General features: G+C 70.6%; 15 protein-coding genes and 2 riboswitches. Of the genes, 10 read left to right on the forward strand and 5 right to left on the reverse strand.

Annotated elements, in window-relative coordinates:
* The first annotated feature begins 84 nt into the window (after positions 1 to 84).
* The gene (locus AC4PMY_RS02250; RefSeq protein WP_064296420.1) at positions 85 to 897 is read left to right on the forward strand and encodes a CPBP family intramembrane glutamic endopeptidase; all 813 of its coding nucleotides are present in this window, start codon (positions 85 to 87) and stop codon (positions 895 to 897) included.
* Positions 898 to 972: 75 nt separating this feature from the next.
* Here the strand turns inward: AC4PMY_RS02250 and gcvP are convergent, their stop codons facing one another.
* The 3 genes from gcvP to gcvT are packed head-to-tail and all read right to left on the reverse strand — an operon-like array spanning position 973 to position 5396.
* On the reverse strand, positions 973 to 3894 hold the full coding sequence (gene gcvP, locus AC4PMY_RS02255) for an aminomethyl-transferring glycine dehydrogenase (RefSeq protein WP_491621897.1): 2922 nt from the start codon (positions 3892 to 3894) through the stop codon (positions 973 to 975).
* Complete coding sequence (gene gcvH, locus AC4PMY_RS02260) at positions 3894 to 4268, reverse strand: glycine cleavage system protein GcvH (protein ID WP_064296422.1); 375 nt, start codon at positions 4266 to 4268, stop codon at positions 3894 to 3896. Before gcvH ends, gcvP begins: the two co-directional genes overlap by 1 nt.
* 3 nt (positions 4269 to 4271) lie before the next feature.
* A complete protein-coding gene (gene gcvT / locus AC4PMY_RS02265) occupies positions 4272 to 5396 on the reverse strand; it encodes a glycine cleavage system aminomethyltransferase GcvT (protein ID WP_491621898.1) in 1125 nt (374 codons plus the stop codon).
* Between the two features lie 56 nt (positions 5397 to 5452).
* A riboswitch (glycine riboswitch) is annotated at positions 5453 to 5556 on the reverse strand.
* A gap of 1 nt (position 5557) precedes the next feature.
* Positions 5558 to 5643, reverse strand: a riboswitch (glycine riboswitch).
* Positions 5644 to 5794: 151 nt separating this feature from the next.
* On the opposite strand from gcvT, the gene AC4PMY_RS02270 reads away from it, so the two are divergent.
* From AC4PMY_RS02270 to AC4PMY_RS02300, 7 genes are all read left to right on the forward strand, one after another.
* Positions 5795 to 6475 carry an NUDIX hydrolase gene (locus AC4PMY_RS02270; protein WP_491621899.1) on the forward strand — a complete coding sequence of 227 codons (681 nt, stop codon included), beginning with the start codon at positions 5795 to 5797 and terminating at the stop codon, positions 6473 to 6475.
* 101 nt (positions 6476 to 6576) lie between these two features.
* Positions 6577 to 7884 carry a quinolinate synthase NadA gene (nadA, locus tag AC4PMY_RS02275; protein ID WP_491621900.1) on the forward strand — a complete coding sequence of 436 codons (1308 nt, stop codon included), beginning with the start codon at positions 6577 to 6579 and terminating at the stop codon, positions 7882 to 7884.
* Between the two features lies 1 nt (position 7885).
* A complete protein-coding gene (gene nadB / locus AC4PMY_RS02280) occupies positions 7886 to 9511 on the forward strand; it encodes an L-aspartate oxidase (RefSeq protein ID WP_491621901.1) in 1626 nt (541 codons plus the stop codon).
* On the forward strand, positions 9505 to 10356 hold the full coding sequence (gene nadC / locus AC4PMY_RS02285; RefSeq protein WP_079002077.1) for a carboxylating nicotinate-nucleotide diphosphorylase: 852 nt from the start codon (positions 9505 to 9507) through the stop codon (positions 10354 to 10356). Before nadB ends, nadC begins: the two co-directional genes overlap by 7 nt.
* Before the next feature lies 1 nt (position 10357).
* Positions 10358 to 11500 carry a cysteine desulfurase family protein gene (locus tag AC4PMY_RS02290; RefSeq protein WP_491621902.1) on the forward strand — a complete coding sequence of 381 codons (1143 nt, stop codon included), beginning with the start codon at positions 10358 to 10360 and terminating at the stop codon, positions 11498 to 11500.
* A 122-nt stretch (positions 11501 to 11622) separates the two neighbouring features.
* Entirely contained in the window at positions 11623 to 11823 is a 201-nt protein-coding gene (locus AC4PMY_RS02295) for a hypothetical protein (RefSeq protein WP_064296429.1), read from the forward strand.
* A gap of 116 nt (positions 11824 to 11939) precedes the next feature.
* Positions 11940 to 12155, forward strand: a complete 216-nt coding sequence (locus AC4PMY_RS02300; RefSeq protein ID WP_064296430.1) for a hypothetical protein — start codon at positions 11940 to 11942, stop codon at positions 12153 to 12155.
* A gap of 100 nt (positions 12156 to 12255) precedes the next feature.
* Here AC4PMY_RS02300 and AC4PMY_RS02305 read toward each other — a convergent pair whose 3' ends face one another.
* A complete protein-coding gene (locus AC4PMY_RS02305) occupies positions 12256 to 13911 on the reverse strand; it encodes an ABC-F family ATP-binding cassette domain-containing protein (RefSeq protein ID WP_491621903.1) in 1656 nt (551 codons plus the stop codon).
* A gap of 210 nt (positions 13912 to 14121) precedes the next feature.
* Here AC4PMY_RS02305 and AC4PMY_RS02310 point away from each other — a divergent pair, with 210 nt between their 5' ends.
* Both AC4PMY_RS02310 and AC4PMY_RS02315 read left to right on the forward strand, forming a co-directional pair.
* Complete coding sequence (locus AC4PMY_RS02310; protein ID WP_491621904.1) at positions 14122 to 15348, forward strand: ice-binding family protein; 1227 nt, start codon at positions 14122 to 14124, stop codon at positions 15346 to 15348.
* 46 nt (positions 15349 to 15394) lie between these two features.
* Positions 15395 to 15742, forward strand: a complete 348-nt coding sequence (locus AC4PMY_RS02315) for a LysR family transcriptional regulator (protein WP_491621905.1) — start codon at positions 15395 to 15397, stop codon at positions 15740 to 15742.
* 13 nt (positions 15743 to 15755) lie between these two features.
* On the opposite strand, the gene AC4PMY_RS02320 is transcribed toward AC4PMY_RS02315, so the two are convergent.
* Positions 15756 to 16925 (reverse strand): hypothetical protein, encoded by a 1170-nt coding sequence (locus tag AC4PMY_RS02320; protein WP_491621906.1) that lies wholly within the window; start codon positions 16923 to 16925, stop codon positions 15756 to 15758.
* Positions 16926 to 17054: the final 129 nt, after the last annotated feature.

Here is a 17054-nt window from a genome sequence, read left to right on the forward strand (position 1 = left end):
AGCCGTTTTGCTCCCGTCATCAGCCGAGTGGACGCGCAGATGCTATGCGGTGCGCTCGGAGCCACCAGCCAGCAGAATGGACCGGTGAGCGAGCAGAACACCACCGAGCGGGGACTTCACCTCCCCGAGGGCGCCGGAGACAGCCGTCGGTGGTGGGAGATCGGCATCGTGCTCGCGCTGAGCCTCGGTGCGTCGGCGGTGTACTCGATCATCTCGCTCATCGCGAAGCTCACCGCGGGGCCGCCGCTCTCCGATCAATCTGCGGCGATCAACACCACGCAGGCCACCCGGGAGTGGCTCGACTTCAGCTACCAGTTCCTCGGGCTCTTCTTCCAGCTCGCGCCGGTCGCCCTCGTCATCTACCTGCTCTGGCAGCCCGGACGCACCGGCTTCGCGCGGATGGGACTCGACCTCCGCTCCCCCGGACGCGACCTCGGCGGCGGTCTGCTCCTCGTCGCCGCGATCGGTGTCCCCGGCATCGGTGTGTACGCGTTGGGACGCGCCCTCGGCGTCACGGTCGCGGTCTCGACGTTCCCCGACACCATGTACTGGTGGACGATCCCGATGCTCGTCTTCTCCGCACTCCGCGCCGGCCTCCAGGAGGAGGTCATCATCATCGGTTACCTGTACACCAGGCTCCGCGAGATCGGGTGGGGGTGGTGGACGATCATCCTGTCGACCGCCGTCCTCCGCGGGAGCTACCACCTGTACCAGGGCATCGGGCCGTTCTTCGGCAACGTTGCCATGGGGATCGCGTTCGGCTGGTGCTACAAGCGCTGGGGTCGGGTGATGCCGCTGGTCGTGGCACACACGGTCATCGACATCATCTCGTTCGCGGGCTTCCCGCTCGCCGTGGCCTGGTGGCCGGAGATCTTCGCGGCGACGCCGTCGCCCTGACGACCCCTTCGCCGATCTGTGGGCGAATGAGCACTCCCTCGCCCACGAATGGGCGAGGGAGTGCTCATGGACCGGCTAGGCGAAGGCCTCGGGCGGCGGGCAGGCGCACACGAGGTTGCGGTCGCCGTACGCCTGATCGATGCGACGCACCGGCGGCCAGTACTTCGTGCGCACGAGCGTGTGCACGGGGTAGACGGCGAGCTCGCGCGAATACGCGTGCGTCCACTCCCCCTCGATGACCGACTGGGCCGTGTGCGGCGCCCCGACGAGCGGGTTGTCGTCGGCAGGCCATTCGCCTGCCGCGACGGCGTCCGCTTCCGCCTTGATCGCGATCATCGCGTCGACGAAGCGGTCGACCTCCGTGAGGTCCTCGCTCTCGGTCGGCTCGACCATGAGCGTCCCCGCGACGGGGAACGACATCGTCGGCGCGTGGAAGCCGTAGTCGACGAGGCGCTTCGCCACGTCGTCGACGGAGATCCCGGTCGCCTCCTTGAGCGGACGGAGGTCGAGGATGCACTCGTGCGCCACGAGGTCGCTGTCGCCCGTGTACAGGACGGGATAGTGGTCGCGCAGTCGCGCAGCGATGTAGTTCGCCGCGAGCACCGCGGCCCCGGTCGCCTCGCGGAGCCCCTCCGAACCCATCATGCGGACGTAGGCCCACGAGATCGGGAGGATGCTGGGGCTGCCGTAGGGCGCCGCCGAGATCGGACCGCCGTCGTGCACGACCGTCCCGCCCCCGAGCAGTGGGTGCTCGGCGCGCTGCGCCAGCGGGTGACCGGGCAGGAACGGCGCGAGGTGCGCCTTCGCCGCGACCGGCCCGACACCGGGGCCGCCACCGCCGTGCGGGATGCAGAAGGTCTTGTGCAGGTTCAAGTGCGACACGTCGCCGCCGAACTCCCCGAACCGCGCGTACCCGAGCAACGCGTTGAGGTTCGCGCCGTCGACGTAGACCTGGCCGCCGGCGTCGTGCACGGCCTGGGTGATCGTCTTCACCTCGTGCTCGTACACGCCGTGGGTGGACGGGTAGGTGATCATGAGCGCCGCGAGGGACTCGGCGTTGGCCTCGATCTTCGCCCGGAGGTCGTCGAGGTCGACGTTGCCCTGCTCGTCGCACGCCACGACGACGACCCGCATGCCGGCGAGGACGGCCGAGGCCGCGTTCGTGCCGTGCGCGCTCGACGGGATGAGGCAGACCGTCCGCTGCTCGTCGCCGTTCGCGCGGTGGTAGCCGCGGATGGCGAGGAGACCGGCGAGCTCACCCTGGCTGCCGGCGTTCGGCTGGAGCGACACGGAGTCGTAACCGGTGACCTCGGCCAGCCAGGTCTCGAGCTGGTCGACGAGTTCGAGCGAGCCTGCGACATCCTCGCGCGGGGCGAACGGGTGCAGCCCGGCGAACTCGGGCCAGGTGACGGCCTCCATCTCGGTGGCGGCGTTGAGCTTCATCGTGCACGAACCGAGCGGGATCATCCCGCGGTCGAGCGCGTAGTCGCGGTCGGCCAGCTGCTTGAGGTACCGCATCATGGCGGTCTCCGAGTGGTGCGTGTTGAACACCGGGTGCGTCAGGTACTCGGTCTCGCGGGCGAGCGCGGCCGGGTACTCCGACACGGCGCTCGGCCCGAACGCCGAGGCGGACGACCCTTCGTCGAAGACGTATGCCGACGGCTCTCCGACGGTGGCGGTCCCAGCGGTCGTGAGCACCTCGACGAGCGTCGGGACGACGCTCTCGACCGCGCTCACCTCGTCGAAGCTCATCGAGACGGTCGTCTCGTCGACGGCCCACAGCAGGAGGCCGCGGTCGTGCGCGCCCGCCACCACCGCCGCGCTGTCGGCGACCCGCACCTGCAGGGTGTCGAAGTAGTGCTCCGTGAGCACCTCGACACCCGCCGACTCCAGCAGACGGGCTGCACTCGCGGTGGTCGCGTGCACCGACTGTGCGATCCGCTTGAGCCCGCCGGGCCCGTGGTACACGGCGTACATCGCGGCCATGACGGCCAAGAGGACCTGGGCCGTGCAGATGTTGCTCGTGGCCTTCTCGCGGCGGATGTGCTGCTCACGAGTCTGGAGCGTGAGCCGGTAGACGGGGTGACCCGCCGCGTCCTGGCTGACGCCGACGAGGCGGCCTGGCATCTGGCGTTCGAGGCCCTTGCGGACCGCGAGGTACCCCGCGTGCGGCCCGCCGAACCCCATCGGCACACCGAAGCGCTGGCTCGTCCCGACCGCGATGTCCGCGCCGAGGGAACCGGGCGAGGAGATGAGCGTGAGGGCGAGGAGGTCGGCCGCGACGACCGACACGCCGCCGGCCGCCTTGACCGCCGCGAGGACCGCCGACGGGTCCCATACGAGCCCGGAGGTGCCGGGGTACTGCACGAAGACGCCGAACGCCGCCGGGAGGTCCTCGGGCGAGGTGGTCGACAACGGCAGTTCGACGAGGTCGATGCCGACCGCTTCGGCGCGACTCCGGAGGAGCGCCTTCGTCTGCGGGTACGCGTCGGCGTCGACGATGAACGTCGCGTCGGCGAGCTTCGAGGCCCGGCGCGCGAGGAGCATGCCCTCGACGACCGCGGTGCTCTCGTCGAGCATCGAGGCGTTGGCCGTGTCGAGACCGGTGAGGTCGGCGACCATCGTCTGGAAGTTGATGAGCGCCTCGAGGCGGCCCTGCGAGATCTCGGGCTGGTACGGCGTGTAGGCCGTGTACCAGGAGGGGTTCTCGAGCACGTTCCGCTTGATGACCGCCGGCGTGATCGTGTCGAAGTAGCCGAGACCGATGAGGCTCCGGTTCACCGTGTTGCGGCCGGCGAGCTCTCGGAGTTCGGCGAGCGCCGCCCGCTCGGTCGCGGCGCCGGGGATGCTCGACGAGGCGAGTTCGGCGGCAGTGATCGCGGACGGGACGGCCGCGGCGAGCAGGGCGTCGACGCTGTCGTACCCGACGGCGGCGAGCATCGTCGCCTGGGCTGCGGTGTCGGTTCCGATGTGCCGTTCTGCGAAGCGGTCCGCCATCACTCGCCCACCAGCGCGGCGTAGTCGTCCCAGCTGAGGAGCGTGTCGGGCAGCGCGTCGTACCGGACGGAGACGAGCCAGCCGGCACCGAACGGGTCGCTGTTGACGAGCGACGGGTCGTCGACGACGGCGTCGTTGGCCTCGACGACCTCGCCGTCGAGCGGGGCGAAGAGCTCGCCGACGGACTTCGTGGACTCGATCTCGCCGACCACGGTGCTGGCCGAGAGCGCCGCGCCGACGGCGGGGAGGTCCACGAAGACGACGTCACCGAGCTTCTCGGCGGCGTAGTCGGTGATCCCGATGACGGCGAGATCGCCCTCGACGCGGATCCACTCGTGCTCGGCGGTGTACTTGAGGGTGGTCTTGTCGGCCATGGGTTACTTCTCTCTCGAATAGAAGGGGAGCGTGGTGACGGTCGCGGGGATCCGCGTGCCGCGGACGTCGATGTCGAGCACGGTGCCCGGCTCGGCGTGGTCGGGGTGTACGTAGGCCATGGCGATCGGGTGCCCGAGGGTGGGCGACAGTGCCCCGCTCGTCACCTCGCCGACCGTCGTGTCGCCGGCGAGGACGCGGTAACCGGAACGACCGGCGCGACGCCCCTCGGAGATGAGAGCGACGAGCACCGGTGCGCCGACGGCCGGGCCCGCCTCGACGGCGTCGCGTCCGACGAACGTGCCGTGCTTCCCGAGCGCGACGACCCGACCGAGTCCGGCCTGGACCGGCAGCATGTCCGGACCGAGCTCGTGGCCGTAGAGCGGCATGCCGGCTTCGAGGCGGAGCGTGTCGCGACTGGCGAGGCCGGCCGGGACCAGCCCGAGCGGTGTCCCGGCGGCGACGATGGCGTTCCACAGCTCGACGGCGTCGGCCGCGTCGACGTACAGCTCGAACCCGTCCTCGCCGGTGTAGCCGGTGCGCCCGATGAAGACCGTGCCGTTCTCGAAGGAGGCACCGGTCGCGCGGTAGTACTTCACCTCATCGAGGGAGGGCAGTTCATCGAGGATGTGGAGCCCCTCGGTCGCCTGGAGGATGGCGCGGGAGGCGGGCCCCTGGACGGCGATGAGCGCGATCTCGTCGCTGCGGTCCATGACGACCACGTGCTCGAACGCCGCGGCCCGCTCGGCGAGCGCTGCGACGACGGCGTCGTGGTTGCCCGCGTTCGCGACGACGAGGTACTCGTGCTCGCCGTTGCGGTAGACGACGAGGTCGTCGACGATGCCGCCGGCCTCGTTCAGCAGCAGGGAGTACTTGGCCTGGAGCAGGTCGATGGCGGACAGCTTGCCCGCGAGCGCCTGGTCGAGGAAGTCGGCTGCGTCGTCGCCCACGACCTGGATCTCGGCCATGTGGGAGATGTCGAAGATGCCGGCGGCGGTGCGGACGGCGTGGTGCTCGGCGAGATCGCTCGAGTACCGCACCGGCATCTGCCATCCGGCGAAGTCCGTGAAACTCGCGCCGGCGGCTTCGTGGACGGCATGGAGCGGGCTGGTTCGTTCGAGGTCGGTCACGAGTTCTCCGGGGTCGCGTGGTGCGCTGCGGACACCTGACGGTGCCCGTTGGGAACTCCCCCTCTGTCATTGGCCTGAGAGCTTCACGAGTGCCGCTGCTGCGGACACTGCTTTCACCGTCGGCGAGCGCACCACGAACGTGCGCTGCTTTCCAGAGTGGCCAGTCCGATGCGGTACAGGACCTGAGAGATTGGCGGGGAGGCTTGCTCCTTCGGTGCCGGCGTACCGGCTCTCCCGCATCGTGTTTGCGGCCCGATGTTCGATTGAGCCGCCAGCATATCGCGAGTGGTCGCCTCGGCGCAGGACCTTGTTCGAGTCAGGTGTACACTAAGCCTGTATCGAGTACAGGTCATTTCTACCTGAAGTGCCGCCGGTGCTCCGGAATCCGGAGATCCCCCATGCAGCGACCGACGACCCCCGTGGAGCAGACGGACCCGCAGGTCGGCCTCGCGGTCTCGACCGTCATCTTCACGCTCCGGGCCGACGACGGGTTCGGCGCGACCGATCCGGCACCCGGCATCTGGCTCCCGCTCGTCCGGCGCATCCGTGAGCCCTACGACGGCCTCTGGGCGCTGCCGGGTGGCCCGCTCGGTGCCGCGGAATCCCTCGCGGACGCGGCCTCTTCGACCCTGGAGACGACCACCTCCCTCCGTCCGCGGTACCTCGAGCAGCTCTACGCGTTCGGCGACCTCGACCGCTCCCCCGCCGAGCGGGTCGTCTCGATCGTCTACTGGGCGCTCGTCGGGTCCGACGAGGCCAAGCGCACGCGGCTCGGCCAGAACGTCCGCTGGTTCCCGGCCGACGCACTCCCACCGTTGGCGTTCGACCACCGCGACATCGTCGAGTACGCCCTGTGGCGGCTCCGCAACAAGCTGGAGTACAGCCACATCGCGCACGCCTTCCTCGGGGAGACCTTCACCCTCTCCGAACTCCGGGAGGTGCACGAGGCGGTGTTGCAGAAGCAACTCGACCCCGCGAACTTCCGACGCCAGGTCGAGTCCTCCGGTCTCGTCCTGCAGACCGACGAACTCCGCACCGGTGGGCGCCACCGCCCGGCGCGGCTCTACCGGTGGACCTAGCCCGTCAACCGACCGGAGACCCCGTCGCCCGGCCGGTCGACGAGCCGCAGGCCCACGACGTCCACCCCGACCACCACCCGTCAGCAGTCCGAGGAGCCAGCATGACCATCACCGCATCCGTCGACGACACCATCCAGCAGATCACCGAGGGTGCGTCCGACGGCGCGACCTGTGCGCCCGAACTCGCGGCCGGGCCCTGGGTGTTTGACCTGCAACCGCCGAGCTACGGCCCTGGAGCGTCGATGGGCGACGTCATCCCGACCGGTTCGCCTCGGCAAGGCCAGCTCCCGGCCGCCTACCGCGACGCCTCGAACGATGAGCTCCACCGCCGCATCGTGGCCGCGAAGCAGACGCTCGGAGACCGCGTCGTGATCCTCGGACACTTCTACCAGCGCGACGAGGTGGTCCAGCACGCCGACTACATCGGCGACTCCTTCCAGCTCGCGAACGCGGCCAAGGCCCGCACCGAGGCCGAGGCGATCGTGTTCTGCGGCGTGCACTTCATGGCCGAGACCGCCGACCTGCTGTCCGGTCCCAAGCAGGCAGTGATCCTCCCGAACCTCGCCGCCGGATGCTCGATGGCCGACATGGCGGACATCGACCAGGTCGAGGAGGCGTGGGAGGCCCTTGAGGCGCTCTACGGGACCGAGCCGGACGCCGACGGCCGGGTACCGGTCATCCCCGTCACCTACATGAACTCCTCGGCGGCGCTCAAGGGCTTCTGCGGTCGGCACGGCGGGATCGTCTGCACGTCCAGCAACGCGGAGACGGTCTTGCGGTGGGCCTTCGAGCGGGGACAGCGGGTGCTGTTCTTCCCGGATCAGCACCTGGGTCGGAACACCGCCAAGAAGCTGGGGGTGCCACTCGAGCACATGCCGATGTGGAACCCGAACCGCCCGCTCGGCGGGAACGAGGCGACCGACCTCGAGCAGGCCGAGGTCATCCTGTGGCACGGCTTCTGCTCGGTGCACAAGCGGTTCACCGTCGATCAGATCGACCGCGCCCGGGCGCAGCACCCCGGCGTCCGGGTCATCGTGCACCCCGAGTGCCCGACGGCGGTCGTCGACGCGGCAGACGAAGCGGGATCGACGGACTACATCCAGAAGGCCATCGCGGCGGCACCCGACGGCACCACGTTCGCGATCGGCACCGAGATCAACATGGTGCAGCGCCTCGCCGCGCAGTACCCGCAGCACACGATCTTCTGCCTCGACGACGTGATCTGCCCCTGCTCGACGATGTACCGCATCCACCCCGGCTACCTGGCCTGGGTGCTCGAGGGACTCGTCGCGGGCGAGGTGCTCAACCGCATCACCGTGTCCGACGACGTGGCCGTCCCGGCGCGGCTGTCGCTCGAGCGCATGCTCGCCGCGAAGCCGCCCGTTGCCGCCGGAACCCAGGCCGGCTGACATGGCGACGGTGCTCGTGGTCGGGAGCGGGATCGCCGGTCTCGTGGCCGCGATCCGCGCGAGCGAACGGCACGACGTGGTGGTCGTCACCAAGGACGTCCTCGGCCAGAGCAACACGCGCTACGCGCAGGGCGGGATCGCCGGGGTCATGTTCGACGACGACCGCGTCGAGGACCACGTCCGGGACACGCTGCTGGCCGGAGCGGGGCTGTGCGACGAGGAGGCCGTCCGGGTGCTCTGCACCGAGGGGCCCGAACGGATCCGCGAGCTCATCGCCTTCGGTGTGGCGTTCGACCGCGACGGCGACGCCTTCGCGAAGGGCCTCGAAGCGGCCCACTCCTACCCCCGGGTGCTGCACGCCGGCGGCGATGCGACCGGCGCGGCGATCGAGACGGCGCTCGTCGAGACGCTCGCAACCCGGCGGGTCACCGTGCTGGAGCACACCGTCCTCGTCGACCTGGTGGTCACGGCAGGGACGGTCACCGGTGCGCACCTCCGGTCCTCCGAGCGCGGTGCGTTCGCCGTCGACGCCGACCAGGTGATCCTCGCCACCGGCGGTGTCGGACAGCTCTACCCGTTCACGACCAACCCGGCGGTGGCGACGGGTGACGGCGCCGCTGCAGCACTCCGTGCCGGAGCGGCGCTGGCCGACGTGGAATTCGTCCAGTTCCACCCGACCGCGCTCGCCGCCCCCGGAAGCTTCCTCGTCTCCGAGGCCGTCCGGGGCGAGGGGGCCGTCCTCCGTGACGCGAGCGGAGAACGCTTCATGCGGGCGCTCCACCCCGACGCCGAGCTCGCACCACGCGACGTGGTCGCCCGCGGGATCGCCCGAGCCATGGCCGCGCAGGGCGGTGCCCCGGTGACACTCGACGCGACCGCGCTCGGTGCGGACCGCCTCGCCGCGCGGTTCCCGGGGATCGACGAGCACCTCCGAGCCTCCGGCGTGGACTGGTCGCGCTCACCGGTCGCCGTCGCCCCGGCCGCACATTATTGGATGGGCGGCATCGCCACGGACCTCGACGGCCGGACCACCCTGCCCGGGCTACTCGCCGTGGGCGAGGTCGCACGCACAGGCGTCCACGGGGCCAACCGCCTCGCCTCCAACTCGCTCCTCGAGGGTGCCGTCTTCGCGGCCCGCGCCGTCGCGGCGATCGATGCGGCACCGGGTCCGATCGCCGGTCGCCCGAGGCTCGGCGGTCAGCGGGTCGTCCTGGATCCCCGCGCGGCCGAAGGCGACCCCGGGCTCCCGGCGGATCCCGTCGAGCCCTTCAGCCGATCGGCGCTCCACACCGTGATGTGGCGGGACGCCGGGCTGGTCCGCGACGCGCGTGGTCTCGAGCTCGCGCGCCGGACCCTGGACCGGTGGTCGACCGAACTCGACGACGTCGTCACCGCACCGCGGTCAGTCGGAGCCGCCGAGGACCGCAACCTCCTGCTGCTCGCCCGGGCCGTGGCCGCCGCTGCCCTCGCCCGCACCGAATCGCGCGGTGCCCACGCCAGGGACGACCATCCCGGTGTCGATCCCGATCAGGCGTCGCCCATCGCGATCGTCCTCGCCACCTGGGCCGCCGCGTCCCAGCCCACCACCCACCCATCCGTGAACGGAACCGTGCTCGCACCATGCTGACCCCACACCTCATCGACACCACCGTCACCGCGGCACTCGTCGAGGACGCCCCGTGGGGTGACCTCACGGCGGCGACCCTCATCCCGGAGGACGCCACGGCCTCGGCCTCCCTGGCCGCTCGAGAGGCGGGCGTCTTCAGCGGCTCGGCCGTGTTCGAAGCGGCGTTCCGACTGACCGACCCACGCATCACGGTCGCGTTCCTCGTCGCCGACGGCGAACGGTTCGCCGCGGGCGACACCATCGCCATGGTGTCGGGTCCGGCGCGTGCCGTCCTGACCGCCGAGCGCGTCGCCCTGAACTTCGTCCAGCGGATGAGCGGCATCGCGACCATCACCGCGGCCTACGTCGACGCCGTGTCGGACACCCGCGCCCGCATCGTCGACACCCGGAAGACGACCCCGGGCCTGCGCGTCTTCGAGCGCCATGCGGTGCGATCGGGCGGCGGACACAACCACCGCCATTCGCTCTCCGACGCCGTCATGGTCAAGGACAACCACCTGGCGGTCCTCCTCGAGCGCGGGCTGACGGTCACCGAGGCGCTGCTGCGGGCCCGCGAGGAGCTCCCGCACACGACGACCATCGAGGTCGAGGTCGACCGCCTGGACCAGATCGAGGCGGTACTCGCGGCGGGCGTCGACACGATCATGCTCGACAACTTCACCGTCGACGAGCTCCGCGAGGGCGTCGCGCTGATCGCCGGCCGCGCCATCGTGGAGGCGAGCGGGAACGTGACGCTGTCGACGGTGCGGGCCATCGCGGAGACCGGTGTGGACGTCATCTCCTCCGGTGCCCTCACGCACAGTGTCCGCTCCCTCGACCTCGGACTCGACGTCTCGGTCGACTGAGATGCTCTACCTCGACAACGCGGCGACGACGCCGGTGCGCCCCGAGGTGCTCGAGGCGATGTGGCCGTACCTGACGAGCACCTTCGGCAACCCGTCGAGCCATCACACCGTCGGCGAGGCGGCGGCCGGAGCGTTACGGGACGCCCGGCGACGCGTCGCGACCGTGCTGGGCGTCCGACCTGGCGACGTGGTGTTCACCTCGGGTGGCACCGAAGCGGACAACCTCGCGGTCAAGGGCATCACTCTGGCGGCCCTCGAACGCGGACGCCATGTCGTCACCTCGCCGATCGAGCACGAGGCGGTCGCGGAATCGGTCGCATACCTCAGGCGGTTCCACGGGGTCGAGGCGACCATCCTCCCGGTGGACGGGACCGGCCTGGTCGACCCGGCCGAACTCGCCGCGGCACTCCGGCCGGACACGGTGCTCGTCTCGGTGATGGCGGCCAACAACGAGATCGGCACGGTCCAGGACCTGTCGGCGCTCGGGGCCGTCACGCGCGCCGCAGGCGTCCCGTTCCACACCGACGCCGTGCAGGCGGCAGGGTGGCTTCCCCTCGGACTCGACCGCCTCGGCGTGGACGCGCTGAGCCTCGCCGGTCACAAGCTCGGGGCGCCGAAGGGGGTCGGACTGCTCGCCGTTCGCGGGTCGCTGCCCCTGGAACCGCTCCTGCACGGTGGCGGGCAGGAACGCGGGCGCCGGAGCGGGACCGAACAGGTGGCCGCCGCCGTCGGGCTCGCGACGGCGCTGGAGCTCGCCGAGCGTGATCGGGTGGAAGCGGTCGACCGTGTCAGTGGGTTGCATGACGAGTTCATCGCGAGGGTCCTGAACGAGGTCCCGCGCGCTCGGTTGACGGGCCACCCCGAACGACGGCTGCCGGGTATCGCGTCGTTCGTGTTCCCCTGGACCTCGGGCGAGGCGGTCCTCCTCGAACTCGAACGGCGCGGCGTCGTCTCCTCGAGCGGCTCCGCGTGCGCCGCCGGCAGCGACGAGCCGTCGCCGGTCCTCCTCGCGATCGGCATCGCTCCGGAGGTCGCGCAGACCGCTGTGCGCTTCAGTTGGACCGCCGCCGTCACCGCGGCCGATCTGGACCGGACGGCGAGCGCCGTCGTCGCCTCGGTGGAGGCCGTCGCGGGTCTCCGCTGAACCCCACGACGACCGACCGGACGGATCCGGCCGCGCGCTCGGTGCCGGGTGCCCGATGCCGGGTGTCTGATGCCGGGTGTCTGACGGTGCCCACCGTCGGAGGCTGGGCTACGGTGGGATCCATGAGCACCGAGCAGGACGCGGCAGACCGCGCACGACGTCGACACGACAATGAGGACGCTGACGCCGTCACCCGGTTCCTCGCCGAGCGAGACCCGGAGTACGACCTCCACACGGAGCGTCTGGTCGACCCGGAGGAGGTCATCCTCAAGGACTGGCTGCCGCACGCGACCCCGACCGACGGTGGCGCCCCAGCCCCCTGACGGGCCGTCGCACGCTCTAGCCGCCGACGCAGCGGAACACAAGTGGTTGCCGCGCAGGCATCGGTCCGTGAGGCTGGAACCGTGACCGACAGTCGGGATCAGAGACGGAGTTGACGATGGGATTCCTGGACAACGCCAAGGACGCTGCTGAGGCGACGGGCAAGAAGATCGGCGAGGCCGTCGACGACACCAAGGAGCGCATCAGCGACAAGCTGGACGAGGCCAAGGCCGACGCCAAGGTGAAGCAGGCGGAGGCCGACGTGAAGAAGGCCGAGGCCGAGCGCGACACCACCGAGGCGAAGAACGACTACAAGGAGCAGCTGCGCGACTGACGCGCCCCCTGAACGACGAGGACCCCGCCTGGCGAACGCCGCGGGGTCCTCGCTCATGTACGGCGAGGGTCTCCACCGACGGCCCGGATGACGATCACCGCTAGCGCTCGGTGACCTGGCCGGCCTCGACGACCCACCGCCGTTCGATCCGAACGGTGTCGAGCATGCGGCGGTCGTGGGTGACGAGCAGGAGTGTTCCGTCGTAGCTCTCGAGCGCCTCCTCGAGCTGTTCGATGGCGGCGAGGTCGAGGTGGTTCGTCGGCTCGTCCAAGACCAGCAGGTTGATCCCGGTGGCTTGGAGCACCGCGAGCCCGGCGCGGGTGCGCTCCCCCGGCGACAGCTCGTCGACGGGCCGGTTCACGTGGTCGGCCTTCAACCCGAACTTCGCCAGCAGCGTCCTGACCTCTCCCGGACTGAGGTCGGGCACGATCGCCTCGAAGCGGTCGGCGAGCGGCTCCGAGCCGACGAGCAGCGAGCGGGCCTGGTCGATCTCGCCGATCCGCACACTGGAGCCGAGGCTCGCGCTGCCCGCATCGGGTTCACGGCGACCGAGCAGCGTCGCGAGCAGGGTGGACTTGCCGGCACCGTTGGGCCCCGTGATGCCGACGCGATCGCCCACGTTCACCTGGAGGGACACGGGGCCGAGCTGGAAGTCGCCCTGCCGGACGACGGCATCGGACAGCGTCGCGACGACCGTGCTCGAGCGCGGTGCGCTGCCGATCGTGAACTGCAGCTGCCACTCCTTGCGCGGTTCCTCCACCTCGTCCAGCCGGGCGATGCGGCTCTCCATCTGCCGGACCTTCTGAGCCTGCTTCTCCGAGGACTCCGCCGAGGCCTTCCGTCGGATCTTGTCGTTGTCGGGTGCCTTCTTCATCGCGTTCCGCACGCCCTGGCTGGACCACTCCCGCTGCACCCGGGCACGACCGATGAGGTCGGCCTTCTTGTCGGCGAACTCGTCGTAGGCGTCGCGGGCGTGCCGCCTGGCGACCTCGCGCTCCTCGAGGTAGGCCTCGTACCCGCCCCCGAAGACGCGGTTGCTCTGCTGCGCGAGGTCGAGTTCGAGGACGCGCGTGACGCAGCGGGCGAGGAACTCACGGTCGTGGCTGACGAGCACCACACCCCCGCGCAATCCCTGCACGAAGCGTTCGAGCCGCTCCAGACCGTCGAGGTCGAGGTCGTTGGTCGGTTCGTCGAGGAGGACGATGTCGAATCGCGACAGCAGCAGCGCCGCCAATCCGACGCGAGCGGCCTGCCCACCGGACAGTGAGGTCATCATCGTGGTCGTGACATCCGCGTCGAGGTCCAGCCCGAGGTCGGCGAGGACAGCGGGGATCCGCTCCTCGAGATCGGCCGCGCCGCTCGCCAACCAGCGGTCGAGGGCGGCGGAGTAGACGTCCGCGGGGTCCGCGCCTGCCTGCGGGGGTTCGGCGAGCGCTGCGGCGGCCGCGTCCATCGCCTCGGTCGCCGCAGCACAGCCGGTGCGCCGGGCGATGTAGGCGGCGACGCTCTCGCCGACGACGCGCTCGTGTTCTTGCGGGAGCGCGCCCACGAAGGCGTCGGAGGGCGACAGCGCGATCGTGCCGGCCTGCGGTTCGAGCGAGCCGCCGAGGAGGTGCAGCAGCGTCGACTTCCCCGCGCCGTTCATCCCGACGACCCCGATGACGTCCCCCGGCACCACCGTCAGGTCGAGGCCGTCGAACAGGGTGCGGTGGCCGTGTCCTCCGGCCAGGCCTTGGGCCACGAGCGTTGCAGTCATGCTGCAATCGTCTCATTCGGAGCAGGCTTCACCGAACGTTCATTCCGCGCCACGAGTCGGCGGAGTAGCGTATCGCACCGAGATAACGATTGGCTACGTCAGGAGCGCTAGCTGACCGCACGACCCCCGAAGGTGGTACACAGGGAACAGTTGCGGTTGATGTCGCCATTCTCGTTGGCTTCGCGCCCCTCCCACATGGAAGGGGCCCTGATGCGCCTCGAACTCTCCCCACTCGACCACAGCGCCAGACCCGGTCGCACTCGCCCACGGCTCTTCGCCGCAGCGGCAGTCGTGACCGTCGGACTCCTGGCCATCGGTGCCGGACCGGCGAACGCCGCGACCTCGATCGACGGCCCGATCTTCCTCGGCACGGCAGCCGACTACGGCGTCCTCGCCGCATCGACCGTCACCAACACCGGCGTGACAACGATCAACGGCGACCTCGGGCTCAGCCCGGGGAGCTCCGTGACCGGCTTCCCCCCGGGCCTCGTCAACGGCACCCAGAACGTGACGAACGAGCCCGCCGCCCTCGCCAAGAACGACCTCCTCACCGCGATGGGCGTCGCCTCCAGCCTCACACCGGCCCCGCAGCAGGTCGGTGACCTCACCGACCTCAACCTCACTCCCGGTGTCTACGCCGGTGGAGAGATCTCCCTCACCGGGAACGTGACGCTCACCGGTACCGCGGAGTCGGTCTGGGTCTTCCAGGCTGCGAGCACGCTGAAGACCGCCACCGGTTCCTCGGTGACCCTCGTCGGCGGCGCAAGCGCCTGCAACGTGTTCTGGCGTGTCGGCAGCGAGGCCACGCTCGACGGAGGCGCGCCCTTCGTCGGCACGATCCTCGCCGACACGTCCATCTCCACGGGAGCGGGCACGGTCGTCGAAGGACGTCTCCTCGCCTCCACCGGCGCCGTGACGCTCATCAACACCGTCATCAACCGGCCGACCGGCTGCGACGACGGCAGCGGCTCCGCCGTGACCACGAGCCCGGAGATCACCTCCGCTCCGCTCCCCGGCGGCACCGTCGGCACGACGTACGACAGCACGGTCACCTCGACCGGCAGCCCCGACGCGACGTACACCGTCACCTCGGGTGGCCTGCCCCCGGGACTCGTCCTCGACAGCGTGACCGGTGGCGTGACCGGTACGCCGACGACGCCCGGGACCTATACGGTGACCATCACCGCGAGCAACGGCACCGCACCCGACGACTCCATCGAATCGACGATCGTCATCACGGAGGCCGTCCCGCCGGGCACTCCGCAGGTCCCCGGTCAGCCGGCGGTTCCGGCCGGAGACATCACGAGGCTCCCCGACACCGGGTTCCAGGGATCCACGCTCGCGATCGTGGCCGGCTCCCTGCTCGGCCTCGGCCTGCTCGCGGGTATCGCCTCGGTGATCGTGCGACGTCGTCGACGCGACCAGCTGGGTGGCTGACGCGACACTGGTCGGCAGCCTGACGCCGTGACCGTAGGCTGAGGGCATGGACCACAAGCAGCTGCGCTCCTTCGTCGCCTCCGCGGAGACCCTCCACTTCGCGAAGGCGGCCAAGGTGCTCGGTGTGCCGAGGAGCACCGTCGTCGCCGACGTCCGGAAGCTCGAGGAGAGCGTCGGAGCGGAACTGTTCGCCCGTGACGTGGAGTCCACGCAGCTGACGGACGCCGGCTACGCGTTCCTCATCGAGGCGCGTCGCCAACTCGACGCCTCTGCGGCAGCGGCAGCGAAGTCGGCTCCCGCGCCGGGTGGTAAGGCCAAGGCGAACAAGGGCAAGGGTCGCGCGCCCAAGGTCAAGGGCGAGCCGCTCCCGTACAAGAAGCGCCAGGGTCGCTGAGCGGTACGCGCCGTCAGCGGTCCTGCGTCTCCGACGCGGACTCGACGACCCGCACCGATTCGCCTCGCCGCTCCGCGTCGGCTCGGGCCGTCCGTGCGATCGACACGAGGGTCTCGACAGGGGTCGGCGCGGCCGAATCCACCACGACGCCGAGGTTCGCAGCACCGGCGAAACCGTCGAGCTGTTGCGTCACGGCCTCCCGGTAGCCGGCGGCGATCGGTGCCGCGAGGTCGTGCAGACCGGAGAGGCCGGTCGGCCCCGGTTCGACCGACGTGGCCACGAGGATCGTCCCGCTCCACACGCGGGTGCAGACGGACCCGGCCGGCAACTCCCGGAAGACCGCGGCGGCGAGCAGCGCCTCCAGCTCCCCCGCCGTCGCCATCCCGTAGGCGCGGCGGAGGTCGCCGTAGCCGTCGATGGCCACGACGAGGATCGTGAGACGACGATCGGACTGTTGCCCGTCGCGGAGTCGGGTCGCCTCGGCGATGAACGCGCGGCGCCCCACCGCGCGGACGCCCACCCGCTCCGAGGAGAGGCGCTGCTTGCGCTCCCAGGAACGCAGGAGGACGAGGCCAACGGCGACCGCGACGACGAACACGAGGTTCATGTAGGTCACGATGGGCGTGCTGAACAGCCGCTCGAAGATCTCCGAGTGAGGACCCGCCGCGAGGTAGACCGCGAGGCGCACGGCGGTGAACACGGCGTGCAGGATCATGACGACGACGAGCACCAGCGACGCCGGCGCCGTCCGCATGCGCCCCCGCCGTGCCTCGTACGCGACGAGCAACGACAGCATGATGAGCGAGATGAGCCGGGCGATGGTGCCGGCCCACTCCGGGTCGTCGGTGGGGTCGAGGACGGCGGAGATCGCCGTCACCCCGACGAAGAGGGTGCCGAGCAGCACGAGGCTGCGTCGACCGTTGAACAGCCGGCACCCGACCCACAGGGCGGCGATCGAGGCGACCATGGCGGCGTTGGCGACGGCGACGATCCACACCGAGTCGCCGTTGAGCGTGGCGGCGAGATAGCTGACCGCCGAGAGGAGGGTGGTGGCGAATCCGGACATCCAGGCCGCCAGATGGCGCCCGGCGAGGGTTCGCGCACTGTCGAGTCCGTAGAAGATCCCGCACGCGGCGCAGACGATCACCGCCACCACCAGCATGCTCGCCAGATCGATCGTCACCCGGTGCCTCCCCCAGGCGCCCGTTCGGGTGGCGCCTCATCGAGCGTACCGCCGGAGCACGACCCCGCTGGCGGCTGGGGGCATCGGAACCAACGGGATGCTGAACCCCGACGAGCGGATGTGCAACGA

The organism is Plantibacter sp. MDV22-iso1 (assembly GCF_058408345.1).